The organism is Polaribacter marinivivus, from assembly GCF_042651285.1.
Classification (GTDB): domain Bacteria; phylum Bacteroidota; class Bacteroidia; order Flavobacteriales; family Flavobacteriaceae; genus Polaribacter; species Polaribacter marinivivus.
The window spans coordinates 321,629-347,764 of sequence record NZ_JBHSCY010000001.1; the positions used below are offsets into that span (position 1 = coordinate 321,629).

The window sequence follows — 26,136 nt, forward strand, 5'->3', positions numbered from 1 at the left end:
ATAAAATGCCAATTGTTAAACAATTGGCATTTTTTTTGTGGATTTATTAAATAATGTACAACCTTTTAAACCAACTATTATGAAAAATTTCATCTACCTTTTTGTTTTTTCTTTGATTTTTACCTTAACAAGTAATGCTCAAAAAAATGAAGAATCTTTTAATATAGAAGATGCAGCTGTTGTACTTGAAGCTAATGGAGAATATAGAAAAAACTTACTATTATTAGACTTATTTAGAAAAGAATCTAGATTTTCGAACGGCACTTCGTTTACAGGCCAAACACTTTATGGTTCTGCTTATGGAAATAGCAGAAGTGCAATGCAATCATCAGCTTATGTATCTGCAAGTTATACAGAAAACAACTCTAATCTAAATGGTTTTAATCACGAAAACAGATATGTTTCTTTTACACCTACAAATAGAACATATTTATATGTAGATGGTGAGCTAATTTTTGGTAATGGAGAAAGTAGACTTGACAAAATTATTAACGTTAGAATGAAAGATGTAAAATCTATTGTTCGTTTTAACAAATTTGATACTAAAATTTATGTCACGCTTATGGATAATGAGGAAGTGAGATATTAGTGACATTATTTAAATAAAAAAATCCGATTGAAAATTCAATCGGATTTTTTTATTATCAACTCTTTAAAACTTATAATAAGTTAATCAACATAAAAATAGCCATAACAATCATAATTGTATTTTCTATAAATGTTGCTTTTGTCATTGGTAAATTTAAAACAGACCCTAAGCAAGCACACTTTATTGCTTTTTTATCTAATAAAGATTTGGTAACACCAATTGTTGTTACGCCTAAAATTACTAATGTGATTAGTAAAGCTGCTATTATTTGAAATCTCATTAAAAAGAAAATACCTAAAGCCAACTCTATAAAAGGATATACCAAACCATAATTTGGTATTGTTTTAGCTAAAGGATCATACATAGAAAAACTCATAGCAAATCCTTTTACATCTAAAAGCTTAAAAAAACTGAATACCACATAAAATAACCCCATAAATGTCAACATAAATTCTGATGTATTCCAAGGATTAATATTTATTAAAACAGCTGCTGTAGTAATAAAAGCAAAAATTAAGAATAAAGGATACAACTGTTTAATTGTTGATTTTTCTTCAGCTTCTGCATTTACAGATTTAGTTGTATGATTATCTTTCAACTCAGTTATTGTAAATTTTTCTGATAGAGCATTTTGCAACACAGCAACTTCTATATGTTGTTTCATTTCAATTGCTGCAGTTTCTTTTTCTAAATCAACAGAAACATGTTTTATATTTTCTATTTCAGAAAGTGACTTTTCAACAGAATTTTTACATCCATTACAAGTCATTCCAGAAACACGATATACATGTTTCATCTTAGTTTTGTTTTTTATGCATTTTCATACCACCTTCATGCTCAAGCACTACTTTTTCATCTCTATATTTACAACAAGGGTTTACAGAGTTGTAAGCTTTTAAAGTTGCTGTAATTTTTTTATCTTTTAAGATAATATCATGTCCAACATTTGCTATATTTTGCTGTACAGTTCCTACTTCAACTTTACGTTCATCCATAATTAAGTTTAGTTGATGCGTTTTAACATTCCATAATGCAAATTTTACTCCTTTAGTTTTTAGAGCAGCAGTTTCTATTCTTTTCTTACACATACCACATACACCATCTACCTCAAAAGTTACTTTAGCATTTTTGTTTTTTTCTTGAGCATTTGCTGTAAAGCTTAAAATACTTACAATGACTATTAAAATTATTTTTTTCATGTTCTTAAATTTTATTGTTATTCTTTTTTATTTGTTTTACGTCTTTACGAGTTTACGAAGTAATCTTTAAATTAATAAGAGATTGCTTCACCATGTTTGCAATGACAGTTAATTTATTTTAAATCTAAATCCTGTATAAATCATTCTACCAAAAATTGGTGCATACACAATAGAGGTATCAAAATTTGAACCAAAAGGATTATCGCTTCCTAAAACAGGGTTTTGTTGTCTTGTATTCGTTATGTTTTCTGCACCTATATAAACTTCAAACTTTTTAGAAAACACTTTGGTTATTTGCGAATTTAACAATTCGAAACCATTTACAGATGCTGGTAACTGGTATTGTACAGGATTAGCACTTGTGTTTGGTAAACGTTGAGCTCCAACTGCATTAAAAGTTACATCAAATCTCCATTGATTAAAATTATCGTTATTGGTTTCATAAGAAAGATTTGCAAAAAAGCGATTTCTTGGTTGTAAAGGCTTTTGTAATCTGCCAGACTTATAATCTGTAATTACATCAAAATATTTATAAGCAGTTCTTAGGTCTAATCCTTCTGCTAAATTATAATTCACTTCTACCTGAAAACTATTAGCTATACTTCTACCCTCTAAATTATAGAAATTTATTTCTTGTGGATTTTCCCAATCTACAACAATTTGATTTTCGAAATCGGTTACATAATAATCTAAAGTGATGTCTGCTTTTTGTCCAAATAAATTGAATTTCTGAAGATAAGAAAACCCATAGTTCCATGCAATTTCTGGGTCTAAACCATAGATGTTTCCATTTGCATTATCAATATTTAATTGTCTAGAGCTTGCAAATAATTGCTGATTTTCTGCAAAAATATTTGCACTTCTAATACCTCTACCCACAGAAGCTCTTAAGGTTGCTTTTTCCCAAGGTACATATCTAAAATGTAATCTAGGTGTTATAAATGTGCCTAATAAATTATGATGATCTACTCGTAAACCAGCAGTGTAACTAAAGTTATTTAAATTATCGAAAGCATATTCAAAAAAAGTACCAACACTATTCTCTACTCTATTGTATGTATTTGTAAAAACATCTTCATTATAACCATCGTGAGTAAAACTAATACCTGTTTTAAATTTGTTTCTAGTATCACCAATAATTGAATTAAACAATAAGTTACTGTAAATACTTTCATGAGAAATATTATAATTTCTTAATCCAAAATAAGATTCTTGTTGATGGTTACTATATGCGAATTGAAATCCAAAACTTTGAAAAGGTAACTCAGGAAAAACGTATCCTACTTTAGCAGTAAAGTCAAAACGTTTTGTATCAATTTCACTACCCCAAGCATTCGTTGTTCCTTTATCAGATTCAGGGTTAAAGTCTATTTCTCCTGTTTGTTTATCATCAGATAAATACCTAAAGTTTATAAAACTAACCCAACCTTTTTCTGCATCAGTATACTGCCAACGATTCATAATATTAATTTGATTGGCTAATGGCATATCTAAAAAATTATCTCCATTATTATCAAATTTTTCACCTCTATAATTACCATGTAAATACAGACCTGTAGACCATTTTTCAGAAATCTTTTGGTTAAAATGAGTATTCAATTCTAACCTACCATTTCTATTAGCATATCCGTTTACAAATAATGTATTATCACTAAATGGTTTTACTAATTCTGTATTGATTTGACCAGAAATACTTTCATAACCATTTACAACTGTGCCTGCTCCTTTAGAAATCTGTATACTTTCTACCCAAGTACCAGGTGTAAAAGTTAAACCATAAGCCTGTGATGCACCTCTAATAGATGGCACATTTTCTTGAGTAATTAATATATAAGGACTCTTTAAGCCCAACATTTGTATCTGTCTAGTACCAGTTAAAGCATCAGAAAAACTAACATCTATAGACGGATTTGTTTCAAAACTTTCTGCTAAATTACAGCAAGCTGCTTTTAATAATTCTTCGCTATTCACAGTAAATATATTAGCTGTAGCAAAAGAATTTTTTTGAACAGCATTTCTTTTGCTTTCAATAGTTATTTCATCTAACTCACTTTCTAAGGTTAAAAAATGATGAATAGGTTTTAGATTAGTAATCGTTAAAGTATCTGTTTTATAACCAATGTAACTTACTACTAATTTTTTGTATTCTTCTTTGTAAGGTATAGTAAACCAACCTTTTTCGTTTGTTGTTGTGCCAACATTGGTGTTTAACCAATGTACTGAAACACCTTCTACCCCAAGATTATCTTTTGGGTTATTTTTATCCATAATCATCCCTTTAAAAGTTGTTTGAGAAAAGATGATGTAAGGAATAAAAAGTAAAAAACTATTTAAAATTTTTGTTTTCATGTATATAAATTTAATTCTAATTTTTAAATATTTACAATTTAAACACCTCATTAGGTGATTAATAAATAGAAAAAATTAAAATCAAATGATATAAACTTGATAAGTAGATTGATAATCTATAGGAATATCTGGAGGAGAAAAATCTTTATAATACTTTACATTTCTAAAAGAGTTATAAAATAAATCTTGGTAAGATATTACGAATGAAATTAGAAACTGTTGATTCTCAAAACTAAATTCTTGTTTTAATTGTTGCTGTAATTCGTCTTGACCATCTATATGATGCACTTCGTCTTTACAACAATTTTTCTTTTTAGTTGTAGCAACATTATCCATTTTCATTCCACAACCTTCAGCTTTTCCTGTAAAAGAAACATCAACTAAAAATTCTCCACAATAATGTTTATCTACTGTAAAAGACATGGTAGACAAAAGCACAATTAATGCTAAAAGAATAGATAATATTTTAGAGAAAATAACTTTCATTTCTAAATGCAAATTTACAATAAGATTTATAAAGATTATGTTAAAAAGAAATGTATGTAAGTTTCGAAACAAAAAAACGATTTAATAAATAAAAATATAGATTTTACAGTATTTTTGCATATAATAATGATAGGTATGGAAATTACAGTTTTACAAAATTATATAGATACTATTATAGCATCAAAACAAGCTAAAGAAGAAAAGCTTCAAGCGATTTGTGATTATTTAGAAAGTAAAATTTCTTATTACGATTGGGTTGGTTTTTATTTTAAAAACGGAGATAAAAACGAATTAAAATTAGCACAGTTTACAGGTGAACCAACAGAGCATACAACTATACCTTTTGGAAAAGGTATTTGTGGTCAAGTTGCAGTAAGTAATAAAAATTTTGTGGTACAAGATGTTACTGAACAAGACAATTATATTTCTTGTGGATGGAAGGTAAAATCAGAAATTGTAATTCCAATTTTTGTTGATGGTGAAAATATTGGTCAAATAGATATAGACTCTCATATAGCAAACACTTTTACAAAAGATGATGAAATTCTATTAGAGTACGTTTGTAATAAAGTAGCTACTATTTTATAGGGTATTTGTTTTTAGATTTTTCAATATTTTTTTGTATGTTTGATATTCACATATAAATTTAAGTTTAATCATTAACCCCCCAAAAGTGATGAAAACAAAAAACAACCCTAACTTTCAAATTTTTGAAAGAAACCTCTACTTTGAGGAAAAACCACTAACTTTTTTAGAGAAAATTAGAGACAGTATTCGTTATTTTTTAGAGAATGCTGAGTAATTTTTTGTAAAAAATTTAATTTCTAATAATTTTTAAAAACTTTATAGTTTAAGAAAGTAATTAATAATTATACAAGTTTTAATAAGCTGTTTAATTGTTAATTACTCTTCTTTTTTGTGAGTATCTTTTATTGTGATTTCTGTAAGGTTTGCGTAGTTTTGCTTGCTTAACAATTTTACATAAAATGAGCGCTTCAAAAACTATTAAATCTGCATTAATTTCGGTATTTCACAAAGATGGTTTAGCACCAATTGTTCAAAAATTAAATGAACTTGGCGTAACTATATATTCAACTGGTGGTACAGAAAAATTCATTAAAGAATTAGGTATAAATGTTGTACCTGTAGAAGATGTAACCTCTTACCCATCAATTTTAGGTGGTAGAGTAAAGACTTTACATCCAAAAGTTTTTGGAGGTATCTTAAACAGACAAGATCATGAAGGAGATGTTGCTGAGATGCAAGAATATGAGATTCCTCAATTAGACTTAGTTATTGTAGATTTATATCCTTTTGAAAAAACAGTTGCTTCTGGAGCTTCTGAACAAGATATTGTAGAAAAAATTGATATAGGTGGCATATCACTAATTAGAGCAGCAGCAAAGAATTTTAAAGACACTTTTATTGTATCTTCTATGGAGCAATATGATGAGTTTTTACAAATTTTATCAGAAAACAAAGGAGAAACCTCTATTGAGCAACGTAAAAAATTTGCTGCAAAATCTTTTAATATTTCTTCTCATTATGATACTGCTATCTTTAATTACTTTAACAATCATGAAGAACCTATATTAAAAATTAGTGAACCAAAGGGTCAAGTTTTAAGATATGGAGAAAACCCACATCAAAAAGGATTTTTCTTTGGAGATTTAGAAGCTATGTTCGACAAATTACATGGCAAAGAATTAAGCTACAATAATTTATTAGACGTTGATGCTGCTGTAAATTTAATGGAAGAATTTAAAGGTGAAGCTCCAACTTTTGCAATTTTAAAACACAATAATGCATGTGGTTTTGCTCAAAGAGATACTATTAAACAAGCTTATGTAGATGCTTTAGCTGGTGACCCTGTTTCTGCTTTTGGTGGAATATTAATAGCAAATACAGAAATAGATGCTGCAACAGCAGAAGAGATTCATAAATTATTCTGTGAAGTTGTTATTGCACCAAGTTATACAGATGAAGCATTATCAATTTTAAAAGGAAAAAAGAATAGAATTATCTTAATTCAAAAAGAAGTAGAGCTACCTAAAACAACCATAAGAACTTGTTTAAATGGAGCTTTAGTTCAAGACAAAGATAATGTCACAGATAAATTAGAAGATTTAACGTATGCAACTAATACTAATCCTTCTAAAAACGAGTTAGAAGATTTATTATTTGCTTCTAAACTTTGCAAAAACACAAAGTCTAATACTATTGTTTTAGCTAAAAATAAACAGTTACTAGCAAGTGGTACAGGACAAACAAGTAGAGTTGATGCCTTAAATCAAGCTATAGAAAAAGCTAGAAATTTTGGGTTTGATCTAGAAGGTGCAGTTATGGCAAGTGATGCTTTTTTCCCATTTCCAGACTGTGTTGAAATTGCTGATAAAGCAGGTATTAAAAGTGTAATTCAACCTGGAGGATCTATAAAAGACCAATTAAGTATCGATTATTGTAATGACAATAATTTGTCTATGGTAATGACTGGAACAAGACATTTTAAACATTAAGAATTTGTTACGTGATTACAGATTTAATTTACTAGATTTGTAAGAGTACATCAATAAATAACAAGAAAAATAAATATGGGTTTTTTCGATTTTATGACTGAGGATATTGCGATTGATCTTGGAACCGCAAATACATTAATTATCCATGAAGGAAAAGTTGTTATAGACAGCCCTTCTATTGTTGCTAGAGATAGAACAACAGGAAAAATTATTGCAATTGGTCAAGAAGCTAACTTAATGCAAGGTAAAACTCATGAAAATATAAAGACAATTCGTCCTCTAAAAGATGGAGTTATTGCAGATTTTCAAGCATCTGAAGAGATGATTAAAGAGTTTGTAAAGAAAATACCATCAATTAAAAAGAAATTATTTCCACCTGCATTACGTATGGTAATCTGTATCCCTTCAGGAATCACAGAAGTAGAAAAGCGAGCAGTTCGTGATTCTGCAAAACATATGAATGCCAAAGAAATCTATTTAATATACGAGCCAATGGCTGCTGCTATTGGTGTTGGTATAGATATTATGGAGCCAAAAGGAAACATGATTATTGATATAGGTGGTGGTACTACAGAAATTGCAGTTATTGCTTTAGGTGGTATTGTGTGTGATCAATCTGTAAAAGTTGCTGGTGATTTATTTACAAGTGATATTATGTATTACATGAGAACACAGCACAATTTACACGTTGGTGAAACTACAGCAGAAAAAGTAAAAATTCAAATTGGTGCAGCTACAGAAGATTTAGATACACCTCCAGATGAAATGTTAGTTCAAGGAAGAGATTTATTAAGCGGTAAGCCTAAACAAGTTCAAGTTTCTTTTAGAGAAATAGCTAAGGCTTTAGATAAATCTATTTTAAGAATTGAAGATGCTGTTATGGAGACTTTATCTAAAACACCACCAGAATTAGCTGCAGATATATACAATACTGGAATTTATTTAGCAGGTGGTGGTTCTATGTTAAGAGGATTAGACAAGCGTTTATCTCGTAAAACAGATTTACCAGTTTATGTAACAGAAGATCCTTTAAGAGCTGTTGTTCGTGGAACAGGCATTGCCTTAAAAGAATTAAATAAATACAAAAATGTGTTGATGAATTAGCATTTTAAATTCTAACAATGCAACAAATTATTTACTTTTTTCAAAAGTTTAAATACTTTCTATTCTTTTTATTGTTAGAAATTATTGCGCTTTCTTTAACATTTAACAACTTAGACTTTCATAGAAGTAAGTTTGTTAATTCTGCAAATAATTTAACTGGCGGTTTTTATAGTCAGTTCTCTAATATTTCTGATTTTTTAAATTTAAGATCAGAAAACCAAAAATTGTCTGAAGAAAATACTTATTTAAAAAATCTTTTAGCAAAACAGTCTTTCTTAGATTCTTTAAATAAAATAGATTTTACAGTAATTGATTCGAGTAAGTTTAGACAAAAATATAGTTATATTTCAGCAAAAATCATTAATAATAATTACAGTAAACAATTTAATTTTTTAACTGTAAATAAAGGGCAAAAAGACGGTATTTCTAAGGAAATGGCTGCTTTTAATAGTAAGGGAATAATTGGAATTACAGAAAACACATCTACGAATTACACTAGAATTCAATCCATTTTAAATAGAGATAGTAGAATTAATGCTCGACTGAAAAATACAAACTATTTTGGAACATTAAGTTGGGATGGAAAAGATTATAAAACTGTTCAGTTATATGATATTCCAAGACAAGCACCTTTAAAAATTGGAGATACTATAGAAACTGATGGAAAATCCACTATTTTTCCTGAAGGAATTTTAATAGGTACAATATCAAAAATAAATAATGGTAATACAGCAGACAATAAAGTTGATGTTACTTTATTTAATGATATGAGTAATTTAGGATACATATACATTGTTAAAAATTTCGATAAAATTGAAATTAAAAATTTAGAAAACAATGAATAATCCTCTTAGTACAATAACACTGTTTTTTTCTTTACTGCTTTTACAAGTATTAATTTTAAATAACATCTTGTTTTTAGGTTTTATTAATCCTTACGTTTACATCGCTTTTGTTTTTTATTATCCTTTAAAGGAAAATAGAATTCCATTTTTATTTTATTGTTTTTTATTAGGTATTTCTATAGACTTTTTTTCTGATACAGGAGGCATACATGCCCTTTCTATAGTTTTCATAGCTTATATTCGATTATTTTTTATTCGTTTATATCTAAAAAAAACAGCTGTAGATTACCCATTTTTTAATTTAAACTCAGAACCTTTTGGTAAAGTTTTCAATTATGTAGTAACTTTAACAGTTATACATCATTTCATATACTTTTCTTTTGCTAATTTTAGTTTTCAAAATTTTTCAAACGTATTACTAAACACATTGTTTTCAAGTATTTTTACTTTAATTTTGTTTTTTCTAGGTGCGTACATTTTTAAGAAGAAAAATTAACAATGCAAAGAAGCTTTTTACTTTATTTTCTAATAACCATAACTGGTTTTATCTTTATTGGTAGACTTTTTCAACTTCAAGTAATTGAAGGAGAAAACTATGACCCAATTAGAAATGCTGCAGTAAAAGTAGAATACAACTATCCAGAAAGAGGTTATATTTATGATAGAAATGGTAAATTATTAGTAGCCAATCAACTTTCTTATGATGTTATGGTTCAACCTAATCAAGTTAAAGAAATAGATACTCTTGAATTTTGTAAACTCTTAAAAATTTCTAAAAAAGATTTTAAAAGACGTTTTAAAAAAGCTGAAAATTACGCTTCTTATTTACCTTCAGTATTTTTAAAACAACTTGCTAAAGAAGATTTTGCTTACTTACAAGAAAAACTACATAAATATCAAGGATTTTACATTCAGAAAAGAATAATCAGAGATTATCCAATAAATGCAGCAGCTAATGTTTTAGGTTATATTGGCGAAGTAAATGAACAAAAAGCTAGAAATAACAATTACTATCAACAAGGAGAATTAGAAGGTAAAGATGGTGTAGAAAGACAATATGAGGATGTTTTAAGAGGTAAAAAAGGGAAAAGATATTTACATAGAAATAGATTTAATAGAGTAACAGGGTCCTATAAAAATGGGGCTTATGATACTTTACCAGAAAACGGAAAAGATTTAACATTAACACTAGACATAGAGTTACAACTATATGCTCAAAAATTAATGAAAGGAAAAAGAGGTGGCATTGTTGCTATTGAACCTTCTTCTGGAGAAATTTTAGCTTTAGTTACAGCCCCTTCTTACGATCCTAATATGTTAGTTGGTAGAAAAAGATCTCCTAACTCATATAAACTTTTTAAATTAGATAGTATAGAAAAACCAACTTTTGATAGAGGCTTACTTGCTGCTTATCCTCCAGGTTCTCCATTTAAAATGATGAATGCTCTTATTGGATTGCAAGAAAATGTAATTAACACAAATACTAGTTTCACTTGCTATGGAGGATTTAGATATGGAAATAGATCTAATGAATTTATGAAATGCCATTGTGATATTTATGGTAGACCAATTCGATTAAAAACTGCAATTGCTAGATCTTGTAATAGCTATTTTTCAAATACCTATAAAAGAATTGTAGAAAATAATAATAAACCTTCAGAAGGCTTAGATAATTGGAACAAACACATATCTAGTTTTGGTCTTGGAAATTATTTAGGATATGATTTACCTGCAGGAGTTCCTGGCTTAATTCCTGATGGAAAATATTATGATAGTAGACTAAAATATGCTTGGAATGGGTCTTCTAATATATCAAATGCTATTGGGCAAGGTGAAATTTTAACAACACCAATACAATTGGCTAATTTTACAGCTGCTATTGCAAATAGAGGTTTCTTTTATACACCTCATATTGTAAAAAGAATTGATGACAGATCTATAGATGACCCTAAATATATTAATCCAAAAAAAACCACAATAGACAAACCACATTTTGAACCTGTAATAGAAGCTATGCATGAAGTTTTTAAAACAGGAACAGGAAAATGGAGTCAAGTGAAAGGAATACCAATTTGCGGAAAAACTGGTACAGCAGAAAATTTTATTAGAAAAGAAGGTAAAGTAATTCAATTACAAGATCATTCTATTTTAGTTGCGTTTGCACCAAAAGATAATCCCAAAATTGCCTTAGCTGTTTTTGTAGAGAATGGAGGTTATGGATCTACAATTGCAGCCCCGATAACAAGCCTTATTGTTGAAAAATATATTAATGGTTTTATTTCAAAAGCCAATAAATATAGAGAGCAAAATATGTTAAACTTAAGTTTGCAAAATATTTATGATTTGCAGCTAACAAATCCAGAAGAATTTGCGTCAGGAACGAAATAATATTTTTGCAGGTGTAGATTGGATTTTAGTTTTTTTTTACATTGTTTTAGTTGGTTTTGGCTGGTTAAATATCTATGCTGCCATTGTAGAAGAAAACAATTTTGAAATACTAGACTTTTCTAAAAGATATGGTAAACAACTAATTTGGATTGGCCTATGTATCCCTCTCATAATACTAATACTATTTTTTAATTCTAAATTTTATGAGAAATACGCTAGTATATTTTATGTAATTTCAATAATTGCATTAGTATTTTTATTTCCTTTTGGTAAAGAAATAAATGGAGCAAAATCTTGGTTTAATTTTGGGTTTATGAGCCTACAACCATCAGAATTTGTAAAAGCTTGCACAACTTTAGGTATTGCAAAATTAATGAGTGATAGACAATACAATCTAAAATTAGTAAAAAATCAAATTAAAGCTTTCATTATTATTTTCTTACCAGCATTACTTATTACTTTACAACCAGATGCTGGATCTGCACTTATATATTTATCTTTCTTTTTTGTCTTAAACAGAGAAGGATTAACACTAAACTATATTATTATTGGTGTTACTTGTATTTCTATTTTCTTCTTAACAGTATTATTTGGTGTGAGTAAAATTCTCTTATCATTATATGTAATTATAAGTATTATTTTAATCTATTTAATTTATAAAGGAGGAAAAAGATTTTTAAGATTTAACTGGTATAAAATTATTGGTCTATACACTATTATAGCATTGTTTACTTTTGGAACTGCATACATTTATAATAATGTATTTAAACAACATCATAGAGATCGTTTCGAAGTTCTTTTAGGTCTTAAAGTCGATAATAAAAATATTGGCTATAACTCATATCAATCAGAATTTACTATTAGTTCTGGTAGTTACTTTGGAAAAGGTTTTTTAAAGGGAGATTTAACTCAAGGGGATTTTGTACCAGAACAAGATACAGACTATATTTTTAGTACAATTGGGGAAGAGTGGGGTTTTTTAGGCACTAGTTTAGTTATACTATTCTTTATGCTATTATTATTTAGAATTATATATTTAGCAGAGACTCACACCAATAAATTTGGAAGAATTTATGGTTATGGAGTGGCATCAATATTATTTTTTCATGTAGCAGTTAATATAGGTATGGTAATTGGCTTACTACCAACTGTTGGTATTCCATTACCTTTTTTTAGTTATGGTGGCTCTTCTTTATGGGGTTTTACTATTCTTCTATTTATTTTTATAAGACTTGATGCTCATAAAAACTATGATTTTTAAAAAAAATTAAAGCATAAAAAAAAACTCTGAATTTAAATTCAGAGTTTTTTTATTTTTTACTACTTATAATTATAAAGCAGCAACGTGTTTTGTTAATTTAGATTTTAAATTAGCTGCTTTATTATCGTGTATGATATTATTTTTAGCTAATTTATCTAACATAGAAATAACATTAGGTAATTTACCTTCAGCTTCTTTTTTATCTTCAATAGCACGTAAATCTCTAACAGCATTTCTTGTTGTTTTATGCTGATATTTATTACGTAACCTCTTTGCTTCGTTACTTCTGATTCTTTTTAATGCTGACTTATGATTTGCCATTATTCTATTTCTTTATTTTTAATAAAAATTTGTAGTCCGTACGGGAATCGAACCCGTGTTACCAGGATGAAAACCTGGCGTCCTAACCCCTAGACGAACGGACCAAAACAATTAAATAATCTTCAATTGCGGATGCAAATATACAATGTTTTTAAAAATCTGCAATATTTTTTTAAAAAATTTATTTTTTTAATATGCTTTAGCAAAAAGCACCCTTTTGTTTGATGGTTTTCCAGTCAAAACACAAACACCAGATTCCTCTTTAGCATCATTAGGTATACATCTAATGGTTGCTTTTGTATATTCTTTAATTCTATCTTCAGTTTCTTCTGTACCATCCCAATGTGCAGAAACAAAGCCTCCTTTTTTTATAGCTTTCTTAAATTCTTTAAAATCGTCAACAATAGAAGTGTTTTGTTTTCTAAAATCAATTGCCTTTTGAAATAAATTAACTTGGATTTCTTCTAGTAAATTTTCAATAAAGTTTACAGAATCGTCTTGATTAACAATTTGTTTTTCGAAGGTATCTCTTCTTGCTATTTCTAATGTTCCGTTTTCTAAATCTCTATTTCCAATTGCAATTCTAACAGGAACTCCCTTTAATTCATATTCTGCAAACTTTGCTCCTGGTCTAAAAGTATCTCTATCATCAAATTTTACAGAAATTCCTTTTCTTCTTAAATCTGATTGAATTGATTTTGCTTTTTCTGAAATTGCATCTAATTGATCTTGTCCTTTATATATAGGAACAATTACAACTTGAATTGGAGCTAACTTTGGAGGCAATACTAACCCATTGTCATCTGAATGTGTCATAATTAAACCACCTATTAAACGCGTAGAAACTCCCCAAGAAGTTGCCCAAACATAATCTTGCTTACCTTCTTTATTGGTAAATTTAACATCAAAAGCTTCAGCAAAATTTTGCCCTAAGAAATGGCTTGTCCCAGCTTGTAAAGCTTTTCCATCTTGCATTAAAGCTTCTATTGTATAAGTATCTTCAGCACCTGCAAAACGTTCACTATCTGACTTCACTCCTTTTACTACTGGCATTGCCATAAAATTTTCTGCAAATTCTGCATAAACCTCTTGCATTTGCTTTGCTTCTGCAATTGCTTCAGTTTTAGTAGCATGTGCTGTATGACCTTCTTGCCATAAAAATTCTGCAGTTCTTAAAAATAATCTAGTACGCATTTCCCATCTTACAACATTTGCCCATTGATTTATTAGTAATGGTAAATCTCTATAAGATTGTATCCATCCTTTATAAGTATTCCAAATAATTGCTTCTGATGTTGGTCTTACAACTAACTCTTCTTCTAACTTAGCCTCAGGGTCTACCCTTAATTTACCTTCATTATCAGGGTCATTCTGCAAACGATAATGCGTAACAACTGCGCACTCTTTTGCAAAACCTTCAGCATTTTTTTCTTCAGCCTCAAATAAACTTTTTGGAACAAATAAAGGAAAATACGCATTTTGATGACCAGTTTCTTTAAACATCCTATCTAATTCTGCTTGCATTTTTTCCCAAATAGCAAAACCATAAGGTTTTATAACCATACAACCTCTAACAGCAGAATTTTCAGCTAAATCAGCTTTTACTACTAATTCGTTATACCACTTTGAATAATCTTCTGATCTTTTCGTTAACTTCTTGCTCATAAATATATTTTTGGCACAAATGTTGATTATTATTAAATGAAATTCTTGTTAAATTATTTCAAATTTTTAAAATCGGGTACAAAATTAGCATAATTTAGTGTTTTGGATGCAAAATTATTAGATTATGTGCCATATAAAATAATATCATTATGAAATTACATTATAAATCTTCGAAAATTTACAATTTTTTAATCTTATTAATAGCTTCTATTTTGTTGGTTTCTTGTGGATCTTATCAAAATGTTTCTAATAATGATGGTATTTATGATGATACAACATTTACTAAAAAAGAAAGACCAGTAGTTGTTTTAGAAAAAAAGGAATATCAAGAATATGAAGATAATTATTTTACTAAAGAGTTAGATAGACTAAACACTATTGATGACAATGAAATATTTGTTGATGTTGATTCTTACAACTCTGGAGGAGATAATGTTAATGATGATGAATTTTATAATGAAAATAGTCCTTGGGGATATGAAAACAATGATGTAGTTGTTAATGTTAATTTAGTTGATCCTTTTTGGGGTGGTAATGGTTTTGGATGGGGATGGAATAATCCTTGGGCATTTAACAATTGGAACTATTGGGGCTGGAATGATCCTTTTTGGGGTGGTGGACCTTTTTGGAGAAATCGTTTTTGGGGAGGTAATAGATTTTGGGCTTATAATCCATATTGGAATCCTTATCGAAATAATTGGGCTTGGGGTGGAGCTTTTTGGGGAGGAAGTCCTTATTGGAATAATTGGGGTTGGAATAATAGGTATTATAGAAACCAAAGATATGGAGCAAGGGTTACCAATAATAGATTTGGCAGAAGAACAACATCAAATGGAAGATATAGTGTAACAAGTAGAAGAAATAACTCGTTTAATTCTAACACAAGAGTAAGAAGGAATACAAATTCAAATTACTCGAGAAGAAGCTCTTCAAATATTCGAAGAAGTACGTCTACTAATAGAAGAAATTCTTCAACAATTAGAAGAAGTTCTCAAAGAAGGGGTTCATCTACAATTAGAAGAGGTAGTTCTTCTAGAGGTAATAATAGAACTATTAATAGATCTTCATCAAGAGGAAGTAGTTCAAGAGGTTTTACTCCTTCTAGAAGATCATCAACATCTAGAGCAACAAGTACAAGAAGTTCTTCAAGTAGAAGCTCAAGCAGCAGAAATTCTAGCAGAGGATCAAGCAGAAGTTCTAGTAGATCTAAAAGAGGTAATTAAAAAAATCCAAAAAAAATGAAAAAAATTATTACAACAGCGATATTTTTCGCAGTAACCTCCTTGTCTTTTAGTCAAGCCTTGGGTTATGAAGATTTAGGAATTTTATTTTCTCAAAATGATAATAATGGTACTGCAAGATTTACAGCTATGGGAGGTGCATTCGGAGCTTTAGGTGGAGATATTTCATCTATTAATATAAATCCAGCTGGTTTATCAGTATTTAATAATAGTGTTTTTTCTGGAACATTTAATTCTAGAAATTCAACAATAAATACCACTTATTATGGGAACACTTTAGGTACACAAGACGAATTTATTAATATTTCTCAAGCTGGTGCTGCTTTAGTTTTTGATACTAATTATTCAAATGAATGGACAAAGTTTGCACTTGGTTTTAATTATAGAATGACCAAGGATTTTAATGATAGTTTTTCTGCACAAGGAAATAGTGGTGTAGCTACTTTTACAAACTTTCCTTTAGATACAAATACGCCAGCATTAGAATATAATATTGCAGATGAGCAACGTTTTTTTAATAACTATAGAGGTGATCTTACAGAGTTAAATATTGGTTTGTCTGCTGTACATCAAAATAAACTTCATTTAGGTGTAGCTATTAATTTTTATGATTTAAATTTTAGTCAACAATCTACACTAAGTGAATTTAATAGTGATACAAATGGTAATGAATTAGATGCATTCTTGTATCAAGAAAGTTTTATTACAGGTACTGGTTTTTCTGCTAACCTTGGTTTTATTTATAAATTACATAAAAATTTTAGATTTGGTTTATCATACCAAACACCAACATGGTTTACAGAAGTAATTGATGAGAATAACATTTTAGATAATGATGGTTTTAATGGTGATACAGAAATTTACGTAAGTAATGACAATGTTATTTATGACAACACAGTTAATGGTTTTCCTTCACAAATCTTTGATTTTAGATTAAGAACACCAAGTAAATTAACAGCCAGTGCTGCATTAATTGTTGGAAAATTTGGACTTTTTAGTGTAGATTATTCAAATAGAAATTTTCAAAATATGCGCTTATCAAGAGGTAATTTTAATCAAGAAAATCAATCTTTTCAAGATAATTACAGAAACACCCACAACTTTAATGTTGGTACAGAGTGGAGATTTAATAGATTTAGTCTAAGAGGTGGTTATAGGTTTGAACAAAACCCAAGTAAACAAGCCTTAGATTCAGATAATTTAGAAGGATATTCTTTAGGTGGTGGTTACAATTTTGGAAATTTTAGATTAGATTTCTCATTTACAGACAATAACAGAACTTCTGCTTATAATTTTTATTCAGGATTTAATGTTAATGCAGCAGAGTTATCACAAAACAATAAAGTATTTACAGGTACAGTTACAATAAACCTATAATTGTATAAACACATAAATTTTAAGACTTTGTATAGAAAACATACAAAGTCTTTTTTATTGTAATCATTTTTTTTACCGTAATTTTGCAACTTAGTTTAAAGATTATGCAAGAGGTAAACATTACAATACAAGAAACTACAAACAATACTATTTTAAAGTTTAATAGTAACAAGATATTAATTAATGGTGGTAGCTATGAATTTTCAAATATTGACGAGGCAAAAAATTCACCATTAGCACAGCAATTATTTTATTTACCATTTGTTAAAAAGGTATTTATTACAGCAAATTTTATTGCAATACAAAGATTTGATATTGTTGAGTGGATAGATGTTCAAGAAGAAGTTAAAGAACAAATAGAAGCTTATATTGCTGATGGTAATAAAATTGTAAACGAAGAGACATCAACACAAAAAAAAGAAGCCATAGAAGTTTATGCAGAGGTTACTCCAAATCCTGCAGTAATGAAATTTGGCACCAATAAGAAGCTAACAGAAATTGATGTTGAATATAAAAACATAGAAGAAGCAAGTAAATCATCTCCTTTAGCACAAGCTATTTTTAATTTTCCGTTTGTAAAAGAAGTTTTTATCTCTGATAATTATATTTCTGTTACCAAATATGATATGATAGAGTGGAATGAAGTTTTTGCAGAAGTTAGGTCTTTTATTCGCGAATATCTTGTTGAGGGTAAAACCATTATAAAAGAATTACCTAAAGTTTCTGAAACTTCAGAAACATCAGCTGCTCCTAAAATTGAAGTAAAACTAGAGGGAATTTCAGCTCAAATTGCAGACATTTTAGATGAATACATAAAACCTGCTGTTGCTGGAGATGGAGGAAATATTGCCTTTAATTCTTATGATGAAAACAACAAAGTTGTAAGTGTTATTTTACAAGGAGCTTGTAGTGGATGCCCATCTTCTACTGCTACATTAAAAAACGGAATTGAAACTCTTTTAAAAGAAATGTTACCAAATCAAATTAATGAAGTGGTAGCTTTAAACGGATAATTAAATGTCTAAAACTGTAAAGCCTTACAAAGATTCTAAACTTGGTAAAAAAGAACAAGTTACTCAAATGTTTGATACCATTTCTAAAAATTACGATGGTTTAAATAGAGTAATCTCTTTAGGAATTGATGTAAAATGGCGTAAAAAAGTTGTAAAAATTGTTGGTGAAAATAATCCAAAGCAAATACTAGATATTGCAACTGGCACTGGAGATTTAGCGCTAATGATGGCAGAAACTTTAAATCCTGATAAAGTAATTGGATTAGATATTTCTGCAGGTATGTTAGAGGTTGGTAAACAAAAAATTGCCAAAGCTAAATTATCTGAAAAAATAGATATGATTGTTGGCGATTCTGAAGATATGCCTTTCGAAGACAACACCTTTGATGCTATTACTGTTTCTTTTGGAGTAAGAAATTTTGCCAATTTAGACAAAGGTATTCAAGAAATTGCTAGGGTATTAAAACCAACAGGAGTGTTAGTTATTTTAGAAACATCAAATCCTACAAAATTTCCATTTAAACAAGGGTATAAATTATATACTAATTTTGTATTACCTACTATTGGAAAATTGTTTTCTAAAGATAAAGTTGCCTATTCTTATTTATCTGAATCTGCAAATTCTTTTCCATTTGGAGAAACTTTCAACAATATTTTGAAAAAAAATGGGTTTACTCATACAGAACATCAACCTGTAACTTTTGGTTCTGCTACTATTTATACAGCAAAAAAGTAAATGAGAAAAAAAGTAATTTTAGTATTTCTACTCTTTAGTATTTGTACGTCAATCTTTGCACAAAGAGAACGTGTAGAAAATTTACCAACATTCGATAAAAGAAAAATTCATTATGGTTTTTATCTTGGGGTAAATCAAAATGATTTTAAATTAAACCTTAGAAATAGTGCTATTCAAAATGCAAATATTACTATAGAACCTTCTTCTGGTTTTAATGTAGGTTTAATTGCAGATTTAAGACTTCATAAAAATTTAAATTTACGTTTAGAACCTGGTTTAATTACTAACTCTAAAAATATATATTTTAACCACATTGCAACACAAAGAGATAGTGTTAGAGAGGTTAGTTCTACTTTTTTACATGTACCCTTAGTTTTAAAATTTAGTACAGATAGATATAAAAATATTAGACCTTATTTATTAGCTGGTGTATCTTATGATTATAATTTTTCTAGTAACGAAAAAAATCAAGATGATAATTCTGCTGGACAATTTAGAATGCAAACACATAACTTTATGTACGAAGTTGGTATTGGTATAGATATCTACTTAAATTTCTTTAAATTTTCTCCTTCTATTCGTGGAGTTTTTGCCATGAATAATGAGATTAAATACGATGATGACCCAAATAGCCAATGGACAGCACCAGTGAATTTTATGGGTACTCGTGGAATTTTCTTAAACTTTGCTTTTGAGTAGAAATAGTCTGCTAAATAAAAACTTAATTCCATTATTTTTAATTTGGATAGTATTTTTAATTACAATTTTTGCTTCTCTTTTTACGGAAGTAATTTTTAGCACAAAAAACTCAATTGCTTTTGTTCTTTTCTTAATAACTACATATTTATATGCAAAAAACAAAAAATACTATATATATTCTTTTGTTTTAACTTGTTTAGCAGGTTTATTTGACTTTCTAGATGTGTCTTATTTAAATATAATTTTTAGTTTTTTTATTTTCAAAGTAAATCCAATTTATTTTTTATTAATAATTGTATTCTTATACACTAATAAGGATTTAATTGAAGAAAAAATTAAATAAACTTTAATTTCTTCTAAATTCACTTAATAAAATAGCAGTTGCAGTTGCAACATTTAAACTTTCAGTTTCTTGTAGATTACCAAATCTTGGGATAGATATTTTATGTTTTATTAAGCTTTTAATTTCGTCAGAAACGCCATTTGCTTCATTACCCATAATCAAAACAGCTTCTTTAGGCAGTTCTTTTTTGTAAACGTTTTCCCCATCCATATCAGCTATAAAAGTAGGTAGTTCTGTATTAGATAAATATTCTTTTAAGTTTAAATATTTTATAGCTAATCTAGTTAAAGAACCCATACTAGATTGCACAACTTTTTGATTATAACAATCTACAGTTTCATTAGAACACACTAATGTTGTAACACCAAACCAATCACACAAACGAATAATTGTTCCTAAATTTCCTGGATCATTAATATCGTCTAAAACTAATATTAAACCTTTGTTACTAATTTCTTTTTCAGCAGGAATTTTAAAGATGCCAAGTACTTTATTTGGTGTTTTTAGACTACTAATTTTCCTTAATTCTTCATTAGAAATTATTTGATAATTTTTATGCTGTGTATCAAAATCTTCAGTAGCAAATAATTGATCTAGTTCAAAAGAAGAATTTAATAATTCATTTACAACTTTTACACCTTCTGCTACAAATAATTTGTGCTTTTGTCTATACTTTTTTTTTGATAAACTTGTTATTAATTTAAGTTGATTTTTAGAGATACTCATTAATCGAATTGAAATACAATTATAACGTTGAAAAATACTATTTTTGATATTCTTAGCAATGCTAAAGTAATGAAAAAACTTTCTTTTTATTTGTTGATTTTCTTAATTCTTGCAGCTTGTAATTCTACTAAGCATGTTAAAGATGGCGATTTTATGTTAACAGATAATTACTTTTTTATTGATAGTACAAAAACAGCTGCTCCAAAACTGCAAAAATATGTTTTACAAAAACCAAACTCACGCTTTTTAGGTGTTCCTTTTGGATTATATTTTCATAATATAGGAAATCATGACAAACCCAAAACACCTTCTGAATGGGCTAAAGAAAATCCAAATTCTTACAATTTTGTAAATAAGATTTTCTCTGAAAAACAAAGTATTGCTTATGCTAATTCTTTTATAAACTTAAATAAATGGTTTTTAAGTTATCAAGAACCTCAAATTATAAATCCTACAAAAATTAATAGAACCGCAAATAATTTAGCAGCTTATTATAAAACCCAAGGCTTTTTTGATTCTAAAATTAATTATAAAATTAAAAGAGATTCTATTAGTAAAAAAGCTGCAGTTTCTTATTTTATTAATAAAGGAAAACCTACAACTTTAGATACTATAAATATTAAAATAGATTCACCTGTTTTAGATTCTATTTATAAGAATTCTGGTATTAATAGTTTTTTAATTTCTGGTGACCAGTATAAAGATCAAACGTTTAGAAGAGAAGCAGCTAATATTGTAAAACTTTACAGAAACTCTGGTATTGTTCACTTTTCTGAATCTGCTTTAGGCTTTTATGTAGATTCTACAAGAACCGATTATAAAACCAATGTAGATTTTTTAATTTCTTCGAATCGTTTAAAAGAAGAGAATGGAAAATATGTAGAAAAACCTTACAGAGTTCATACTATAAATGAAGTTAATGTATATACAGATTATACTTTTGCAAAAAAAGGAGATCCAATAAGTGATACTATAAAGTATAAAGGCATCAATTTTTTTGCACATGATAAAATAAAATATAATCCTAAGTATTTATCACAGTCTATTTTTTTAGGACCAAACATGATTTATAAAGATACTTTAAGAAACTTAACCAGAAGTCACTTAAAATCTTTAAAAAACTTTAAGTCTACCAATATAAACTTTAGTACAATTTCTGGTACTGAAGATCAACTTAGGATGGATGTATTTTTATCTCCTTTAGAAAAATACACTATTGGTTTCGAAACAGAACTTACACATTCTAATATTAGAAATATTGGTGTCTCTGGTAAATTTTCATTATCAAACAGAAACACATTTAGAGGTGCTGAGTTATTTAAAATGTCTTTTTTAGGCACCTGGTTTAACTCTAATAATGGCCCTGGTTGGGAAATAGGTGCAGATGCTTCGTTAGAAATACCTAGATTTGTAGTACCTTTTGGATTAAGTAGATTGGTACCAAAAAGAATGTCTCCTAGAACTATAATTTCTTTAGGAACAAGTTTTCAAAAAAATATTGGTTTAGATAGACAAACTTTCTCTTTCTTAACAGATTTTAAATGGCAATACAATTCTAAAAGAACTATTCAATTAGAAGTGCTAAACACACAATACATTAAAAATTTAAATGTTGATAGTTTTTTTAGCATTTACAATTCAGAATATCAAAACTTAAATGATATAGCAAAGGTATATTATAATGACCCTAACAGAGTGTTAGCTTTACCTGATGAAGCAGTTTCTTTTATGAATACTGTATTTCAAGACAGTGGTTTTCAAACTTCAAATCCAGATGAATTTAGCAATAATGCGAATATTTTAAATAGATATAATATTATTACTTCAGATTTTATCATTCCTACAATTGCTTATTCTTTCACATATAACAATCAATTAGATTTTAAAGATTCTGACTTTTCTTTTTTCAGATTTAGAATTGCAAATTCTGGTAATATCATGGGTATATTATCTAAAAACACTAATAGTAACAATAAAAAAACTTTTTTAGGAATACCATTAGCTCAGTATTTTAAAACTGATATAGAATACAAGAAGTTTTGGGGATTAAGAAACAACTCAGTATTTGCAATTAGAACTTTTTTAGGAGCAATTATTACTTACGATAATTCTGACATTCCATTTGTAAAAAGTTATTTTGCAGGAGGTTCTAATGATATTAGAGCTTGGCAAACTTATGAACTAGGTCCAGGAAGAAGCAACACAGGATTAGAATTTAATGTCGGTAGTTTTAAATTTTTAACTAGTGCAGAATATAGGTTTGATATGTTTAGTAGACTTAAAGGTGCATTGTTTATAGATGCTGGAAATATTTGGGATATTTCTGATTCTAGCTTCGCAGAAGATGGCACTCGATTTACAGGATTATCATCATTAAAAGATATTGCAATTGGTTCTGGTTTTGGTGCAAGGCTAGATTTTAATTTTTTAATCTTACGTTTTGATGTAGGCTTTAAAACTTACGAACCCTATTTGTCTGGAAATAAATGGTTCAAAAACTATAATTTCTCTAATGCAGTTTATAATATAGGTATTAACTACCCATTTTAAACAGTCTAAAAAATATAACGTTTTCGTTATTTTATACTATTTAAAGAAAAGTAACTTACTATTTTTCATTATTTTTGAAGTATTAATTTATAAATAAATCAACTTATCATGGGTCATAATATTAAACCTGGTGTAGCAACTGGAAAAGAAGTTCAAGAAATTTTTAACTATGCAAAAGAAAAAGGTTTTGCTTTACCAGCGGTTAATGTAGTAGGTTCTAACACAATAAATGCGGTTTTAGAAACTGCAAAAGAATTAAACTCTCCTGTAATTATTCAATTTTCTAATGGAGGTGCACAATTTAATGCTGGTAAAGGTTTATCTAACGAAAACCAAAAAGCTGCAATTGCTGGTGGTATTGCAGGTGCAAAACATGTAAACGAATTAGCAGAAGCTTATGGTGTTCCTGTAATTTTACATACAGATCATTGTGCAAAGAAATTATTGCCTTGGATAGATGGTTTATTAGATGCATCTGAAAAGCATTTTGCAGAAACAGGTAAACCATTATATAGTTCTCATATGATAGATTTATCTGAAGAGCCTTTAGAAGAAAACATGGAAATTTGTAAAGAATACTTAGCTAGAATGAGCAAAATGGGTATGACTTTAGAAATTGAATTAGGAATAACTGGTGGTGAAGAAGATGGAGTTGATAATTCTGATGTAGATGCTTCTAAATTATATACACAACCAGAAGAGGTTGCTTATGCTTACGAAGAGTTAATGAAAGTTTCACCACAATTTACAATTGCTGCTGCTTTTGGAAACGTACATGGTGTTTATAAACCAGGTAATGTAAAATTAACTCCTAAAATTTTAAAGAATTCTCAAGAGTTTGTAACTAAGAAATTTGGTGTTGAAGAAAATCATATCGATTTTGTTTTTCATGGTGGTTCTGGTTCTACTGTAGAAGAAATTAGAGAAGCAATTGGGTATGGTGTTATAAAAATGAACATTGATACAGATTTACAGTTTGCTTTTACAGAAGGTATTCGTGATTACATGCAAGGTAAAGCTGATTATTTAGCTACTCAAATTGGAAACCCAGAAGGAGCTGACCAACCTAACAAAAAATATTACGATCCAAGAAAATGGTTACGTTTAGGTGAAGAGACATTTAAAACAAGATTAAAGCAAGCATTTGCAGACTTGAATAATGTAGATACTTTATAAAACATATTTCAAATACAATAAAAAAAACATCCTAAGTATATTAGGATGTTTTTTTTATTATTAATAATCGTGTTAAAGAAACATCTATAGTTTATAAAAACTATTATATTTGTAGACTATTTTATACTAAAAACTAAATAAAAGTTTATGGCTTGGTTTAAGAGAACAGATAAAGGTATACAGACTCCAACAGAAGAAAAAAAAGACACTCCAAAAGGCTTGTGGTATAAAACACCAAGTGGTAAAATTATTGACACAGAAGAACTTAAGAAAAATTTATATGTAAGTCCAGAAGATGGTTATCATGTAAGAATTGGTAGTAAAGAATATTTCGAATTATTTTTTGATGACAATAAATTTGAAGAATTAGATAAAAATTTAACTTCAAAAGATCCATTAAAATTCGAAGACACAAAAAAATACACAGATAGAGTAAAGGCTGCTCAAGATAAAACCAAATTAAAAGATGCTGTAAGAACTGCAGTAGGTAAATCTTTAGGTAGAGATTTAGTTATTGCTGCAATGGATTTTGCATTTATTGGTGGTTCTATGGGTTCTGTTGTAGGAGAAAAAATAGCAAGAGCTATAAATTATTCTATAGAGCATAAAATTCCTTTTTTAATGATTTCTAAATCAGGTGGTGCAAGAATGATGGAAGCTTCTCTTTCTTTAATGCAATTAGTAAAAACATCAGCAAAATTAGCACAATTAGCAGAAGCTAAAATCCCATACATATCTTTATGTACAGATCCTACTACTGGAGGTACAACTGCATCTTATGCAATGTTGGGTGATATAAATATTGCAGAACCAAATGCTTTAATAGCTTTTGCAGGACCAAGAGTTGTAAAAGATACTACTGGTAAAGAATTACCAGAAGGTTTTCAACGTTCTGAGTTTGTATTAGAACATGGTTTCTTAGATGCAATTTACGAACGTAAAGAATTAAAAAAGCAAGTAAATTTATATATCGATTTAATTCAGAATCTTCCAATAAGAAAAGAAGAAATTGTTTCTTAATATTAAGAAAATGTAACTTTCTAAAAAGAAAGGATTTACCACTTATTTATTAAAAAAATAATCTATATTTGCAGCTGCAAAGCAAAAAGCTAGGCAATACATAAAAATCATTTAAATAATATTGGCATGTACTTAACAAAAGAAGTAAAAGAAGGAATCTTCGAAAAACACGGTAAAGGTAAAAACGATACTGGTAATTCAGAAGGTCAAATTGCGTTATTTACGCACAGAATCAACCACTTAACAGAGCACTTAAAAAGAAATCGTAAAGATTTTAATACAGAGCGTTCTCTAGTAAGAATGGTTGGTAAACGTAGAAGTTTATTAGATTACTTAAAGAAAACAGATATCACAAGATATCGTGCAATCATTAAAGAATTAGGAATTAGAAAATAATTTCAAAATAAAAAGAGGCTCTATATGCGCCTCTTTTTTGTTTTATATCTTCTCAAAGTTTCGCTTTTAAACTCAAAATAGAAGCATACATCTTAAAAGAGTAACAAACTTTTAAGTAAGAAAAATCAAAAGAAGT

General features: G+C 28.3%; 24 protein-coding genes and 1 tRNA gene. 17 read left to right on the forward strand and 8 right to left on the reverse strand.

Annotation, left to right across the window (positions count from 1 at the left end; translation table 11 throughout):
* Positions 1-79 precede the first annotated feature (79 nt).
* Positions 80-589: a hypothetical protein gene (locus ACFOWD_RS01490; RefSeq protein WP_377407524.1), complete on the forward strand. Its 510-nt coding sequence runs from the start codon at positions 80-82 to the stop codon at positions 587-589.
* Between the two features lie 70 nt (positions 590-659).
* Here ACFOWD_RS01490 and ACFOWD_RS01495 read toward each other — a convergent pair whose 3' ends face one another.
* From ACFOWD_RS01495 to ACFOWD_RS01510, 4 genes are all read right to left on the reverse strand, one after another.
* On the reverse strand, positions 660-1,385 hold the full coding sequence (locus ACFOWD_RS01495; protein WP_298989343.1) for a heavy-metal-associated domain-containing protein: 726 nt from the start codon (positions 1,383-1,385) through the stop codon (positions 660-662).
* A gap of 1 nt (position 1,386) precedes the next feature.
* Complete coding sequence (locus tag ACFOWD_RS01500; protein WP_377407526.1) at positions 1,387-1,788, reverse strand: heavy-metal-associated domain-containing protein; 402 nt, start codon at positions 1,786-1,788, stop codon at positions 1,387-1,389.
* Between the two features lie 108 nt (positions 1,789-1,896).
* Positions 1,897-4,137 carry a TonB-dependent receptor gene (locus tag ACFOWD_RS01505; RefSeq protein ID WP_377407527.1) on the reverse strand — a complete coding sequence of 747 codons (2,241 nt, stop codon included), beginning with the start codon at positions 4,135-4,137 and terminating at the stop codon, positions 1,897-1,899.
* Positions 4,138-4,218: 81 nt separating this feature from the next.
* Positions 4,219-4,623: an HYC_CC_PP family protein gene (locus tag ACFOWD_RS01510; protein ID WP_377407529.1), complete on the reverse strand. Its 405-nt coding sequence runs from the start codon at positions 4,621-4,623 to the stop codon at positions 4,219-4,221.
* 135 nt (positions 4,624-4,758) lie between these two features.
* On the opposite strand from ACFOWD_RS01510, the gene ACFOWD_RS01515 reads away from it, so the two are divergent.
* The 7 genes from ACFOWD_RS01515 (at position 4,759) to rodA (ending at position 12,737) form a co-directional block, all read left to right on the forward strand.
* Positions 4,759-5,211 (forward strand): GAF domain-containing protein, encoded by a 453-nt coding sequence (locus ACFOWD_RS01515; RefSeq protein ID WP_377407531.1) that lies wholly within the window; start codon positions 4,759-4,761, stop codon positions 5,209-5,211.
* Positions 5,212-5,609: 398 nt separating this feature from the next.
* On the forward strand, positions 5,610-7,139 hold the full coding sequence (gene purH / locus ACFOWD_RS01520; protein WP_298989356.1) for a bifunctional phosphoribosylaminoimidazolecarboxamide formyltransferase/IMP cyclohydrolase: 1,530 nt from the start codon (positions 5,610-5,612) through the stop codon (positions 7,137-7,139).
* Between the two features lie 75 nt (positions 7,140-7,214).
* Positions 7,215-8,243, forward strand: coding sequence for a rod shape-determining protein (locus tag ACFOWD_RS01525; RefSeq protein WP_298989358.1), 1,029 nt, complete (start codon positions 7,215-7,217; stop codon positions 8,241-8,243).
* A 17-nt stretch (positions 8,244-8,260) separates the two neighbouring features.
* Entirely contained in the window at positions 8,261-9,088 is an 828-nt protein-coding gene (gene mreC / locus ACFOWD_RS01530; protein ID WP_377407534.1) for a rod shape-determining protein MreC, read from the forward strand.
* Entirely contained in the window at positions 9,081-9,584 is a 504-nt protein-coding gene (gene mreD / locus ACFOWD_RS01535) for a rod shape-determining protein MreD (protein WP_377407536.1), read from the forward strand. Before mreC ends, mreD begins: the two co-directional genes overlap by 8 nt.
* Positions 9,585-9,586: 2 nt before the next feature.
* Entirely contained in the window at positions 9,587-11,476 is a 1,890-nt protein-coding gene (gene mrdA, locus ACFOWD_RS01540) for a penicillin-binding protein 2 (protein WP_377407538.1), read from the forward strand.
* Entirely contained in the window at positions 11,457-12,737 is a 1,281-nt protein-coding gene (rodA, locus tag ACFOWD_RS01545) for a rod shape-determining protein RodA (RefSeq protein ID WP_377407540.1), read from the forward strand. Before mrdA ends, rodA begins: the two co-directional genes overlap by 20 nt.
* 69 nt (positions 12,738-12,806) lie before the next feature.
* On the opposite strand, the gene rpsT is transcribed toward rodA, so the two are convergent.
* The 3 genes from rpsT to proS all read right to left on the reverse strand — a co-directional run bounded on the left by rpsT (position 12,807) and on the right by proS (position 14,723).
* Positions 12,807-13,058, reverse strand: a complete 252-nt coding sequence (gene rpsT / locus ACFOWD_RS01550; RefSeq protein WP_298989376.1) for a 30S ribosomal protein S20 — start codon at positions 13,056-13,058, stop codon at positions 12,807-12,809.
* A gap of 32 nt (positions 13,059-13,090) precedes the next feature.
* Positions 13,091-13,162: transfer RNA gene (locus tag ACFOWD_RS01555), tRNA-Glu, on the reverse strand.
* An 85-nt stretch (positions 13,163-13,247) separates the two neighbouring features.
* Positions 13,248-14,723, reverse strand: a complete 1,476-nt coding sequence (gene proS / locus ACFOWD_RS01560; RefSeq protein WP_377407543.1) for a proline--tRNA ligase — start codon at positions 14,721-14,723, stop codon at positions 13,248-13,250.
* Positions 14,724-14,872: 149 nt separating this feature from the next.
* Here proS and ACFOWD_RS01565 point away from each other — a divergent pair, with 149 nt between their 5' ends.
* The 5 genes from ACFOWD_RS01565 (at position 14,873) to porT (ending at position 19,789) form a co-directional block, all read left to right on the forward strand.
* Positions 14,873-15,946 carry a hypothetical protein gene (locus tag ACFOWD_RS01565; RefSeq protein ID WP_377407544.1) on the forward strand — a complete coding sequence of 358 codons (1,074 nt, stop codon included), beginning with the start codon at positions 14,873-14,875 and terminating at the stop codon, positions 15,944-15,946.
* A 15-nt stretch (positions 15,947-15,961) separates the two neighbouring features.
* Complete coding sequence (locus ACFOWD_RS01570; protein ID WP_377407546.1) at positions 15,962-17,341, forward strand: OmpP1/FadL family transporter; 1,380 nt, start codon at positions 15,962-15,964, stop codon at positions 17,339-17,341.
* Between the two features lie 104 nt (positions 17,342-17,445).
* Complete coding sequence (locus ACFOWD_RS01575) at positions 17,446-18,354, forward strand: NifU family protein (RefSeq protein ID WP_377407548.1); 909 nt, start codon at positions 17,446-17,448, stop codon at positions 18,352-18,354.
* A gap of 4 nt (positions 18,355-18,358) precedes the next feature.
* Positions 18,359-19,090 carry a bifunctional demethylmenaquinone methyltransferase/2-methoxy-6-polyprenyl-1,4-benzoquinol methylase UbiE gene (gene ubiE, locus ACFOWD_RS01580; protein WP_377407550.1) on the forward strand — a complete coding sequence of 244 codons (732 nt, stop codon included), beginning with the start codon at positions 18,359-18,361 and terminating at the stop codon, positions 19,088-19,090.
* Complete coding sequence (gene porT, locus ACFOWD_RS01585; protein WP_377407552.1) at positions 19,091-19,789, forward strand: type IX secretion/gliding motility protein PorT/SprT; 699 nt, start codon at positions 19,091-19,093, stop codon at positions 19,787-19,789.
* A 346-nt stretch (positions 19,790-20,135) separates the two neighbouring features.
* Here porT and ACFOWD_RS01590 read toward each other — a convergent pair whose 3' ends face one another.
* Positions 20,136-20,858 (reverse strand): TrmH family RNA methyltransferase, encoded by a 723-nt coding sequence (locus ACFOWD_RS01590; RefSeq protein WP_377407554.1) that lies wholly within the window; start codon positions 20,856-20,858, stop codon positions 20,136-20,138.
* A 69-nt stretch (positions 20,859-20,927) separates the two neighbouring features.
* On the opposite strand from ACFOWD_RS01590, the gene tamL reads away from it, so the two are divergent.
* The 4 genes from tamL (at position 20,928) to rpsO (ending at position 26,000) form a co-directional block, all read left to right on the forward strand.
* Positions 20,928-23,408, forward strand: coding sequence for a translocation and assembly module lipoprotein TamL (tamL, locus tag ACFOWD_RS01595; protein ID WP_377407556.1), 2,481 nt, complete (start codon positions 20,928-20,930; stop codon positions 23,406-23,408).
* Positions 23,409-23,516: 108 nt separating this feature from the next.
* Entirely contained in the window at positions 23,517-24,584 is a 1,068-nt protein-coding gene (gene fbaA, locus ACFOWD_RS01600) for a class II fructose-bisphosphate aldolase (protein WP_298989399.1), read from the forward strand.
* A gap of 147 nt (positions 24,585-24,731) precedes the next feature.
* Entirely contained in the window at positions 24,732-25,604 is an 873-nt protein-coding gene (accD, locus tag ACFOWD_RS01605) for an acetyl-CoA carboxylase, carboxyltransferase subunit beta (protein WP_298989401.1), read from the forward strand.
* Positions 25,605-25,730: 126 nt separating this feature from the next.
* Positions 25,731-26,000 (forward strand): 30S ribosomal protein S15, encoded by a 270-nt coding sequence (gene rpsO / locus ACFOWD_RS01610; protein ID WP_298989403.1) that lies wholly within the window; start codon positions 25,731-25,733, stop codon positions 25,998-26,000.
* The last annotated feature ends 136 nt before the right edge of the window (positions 26,001-26,136 follow it).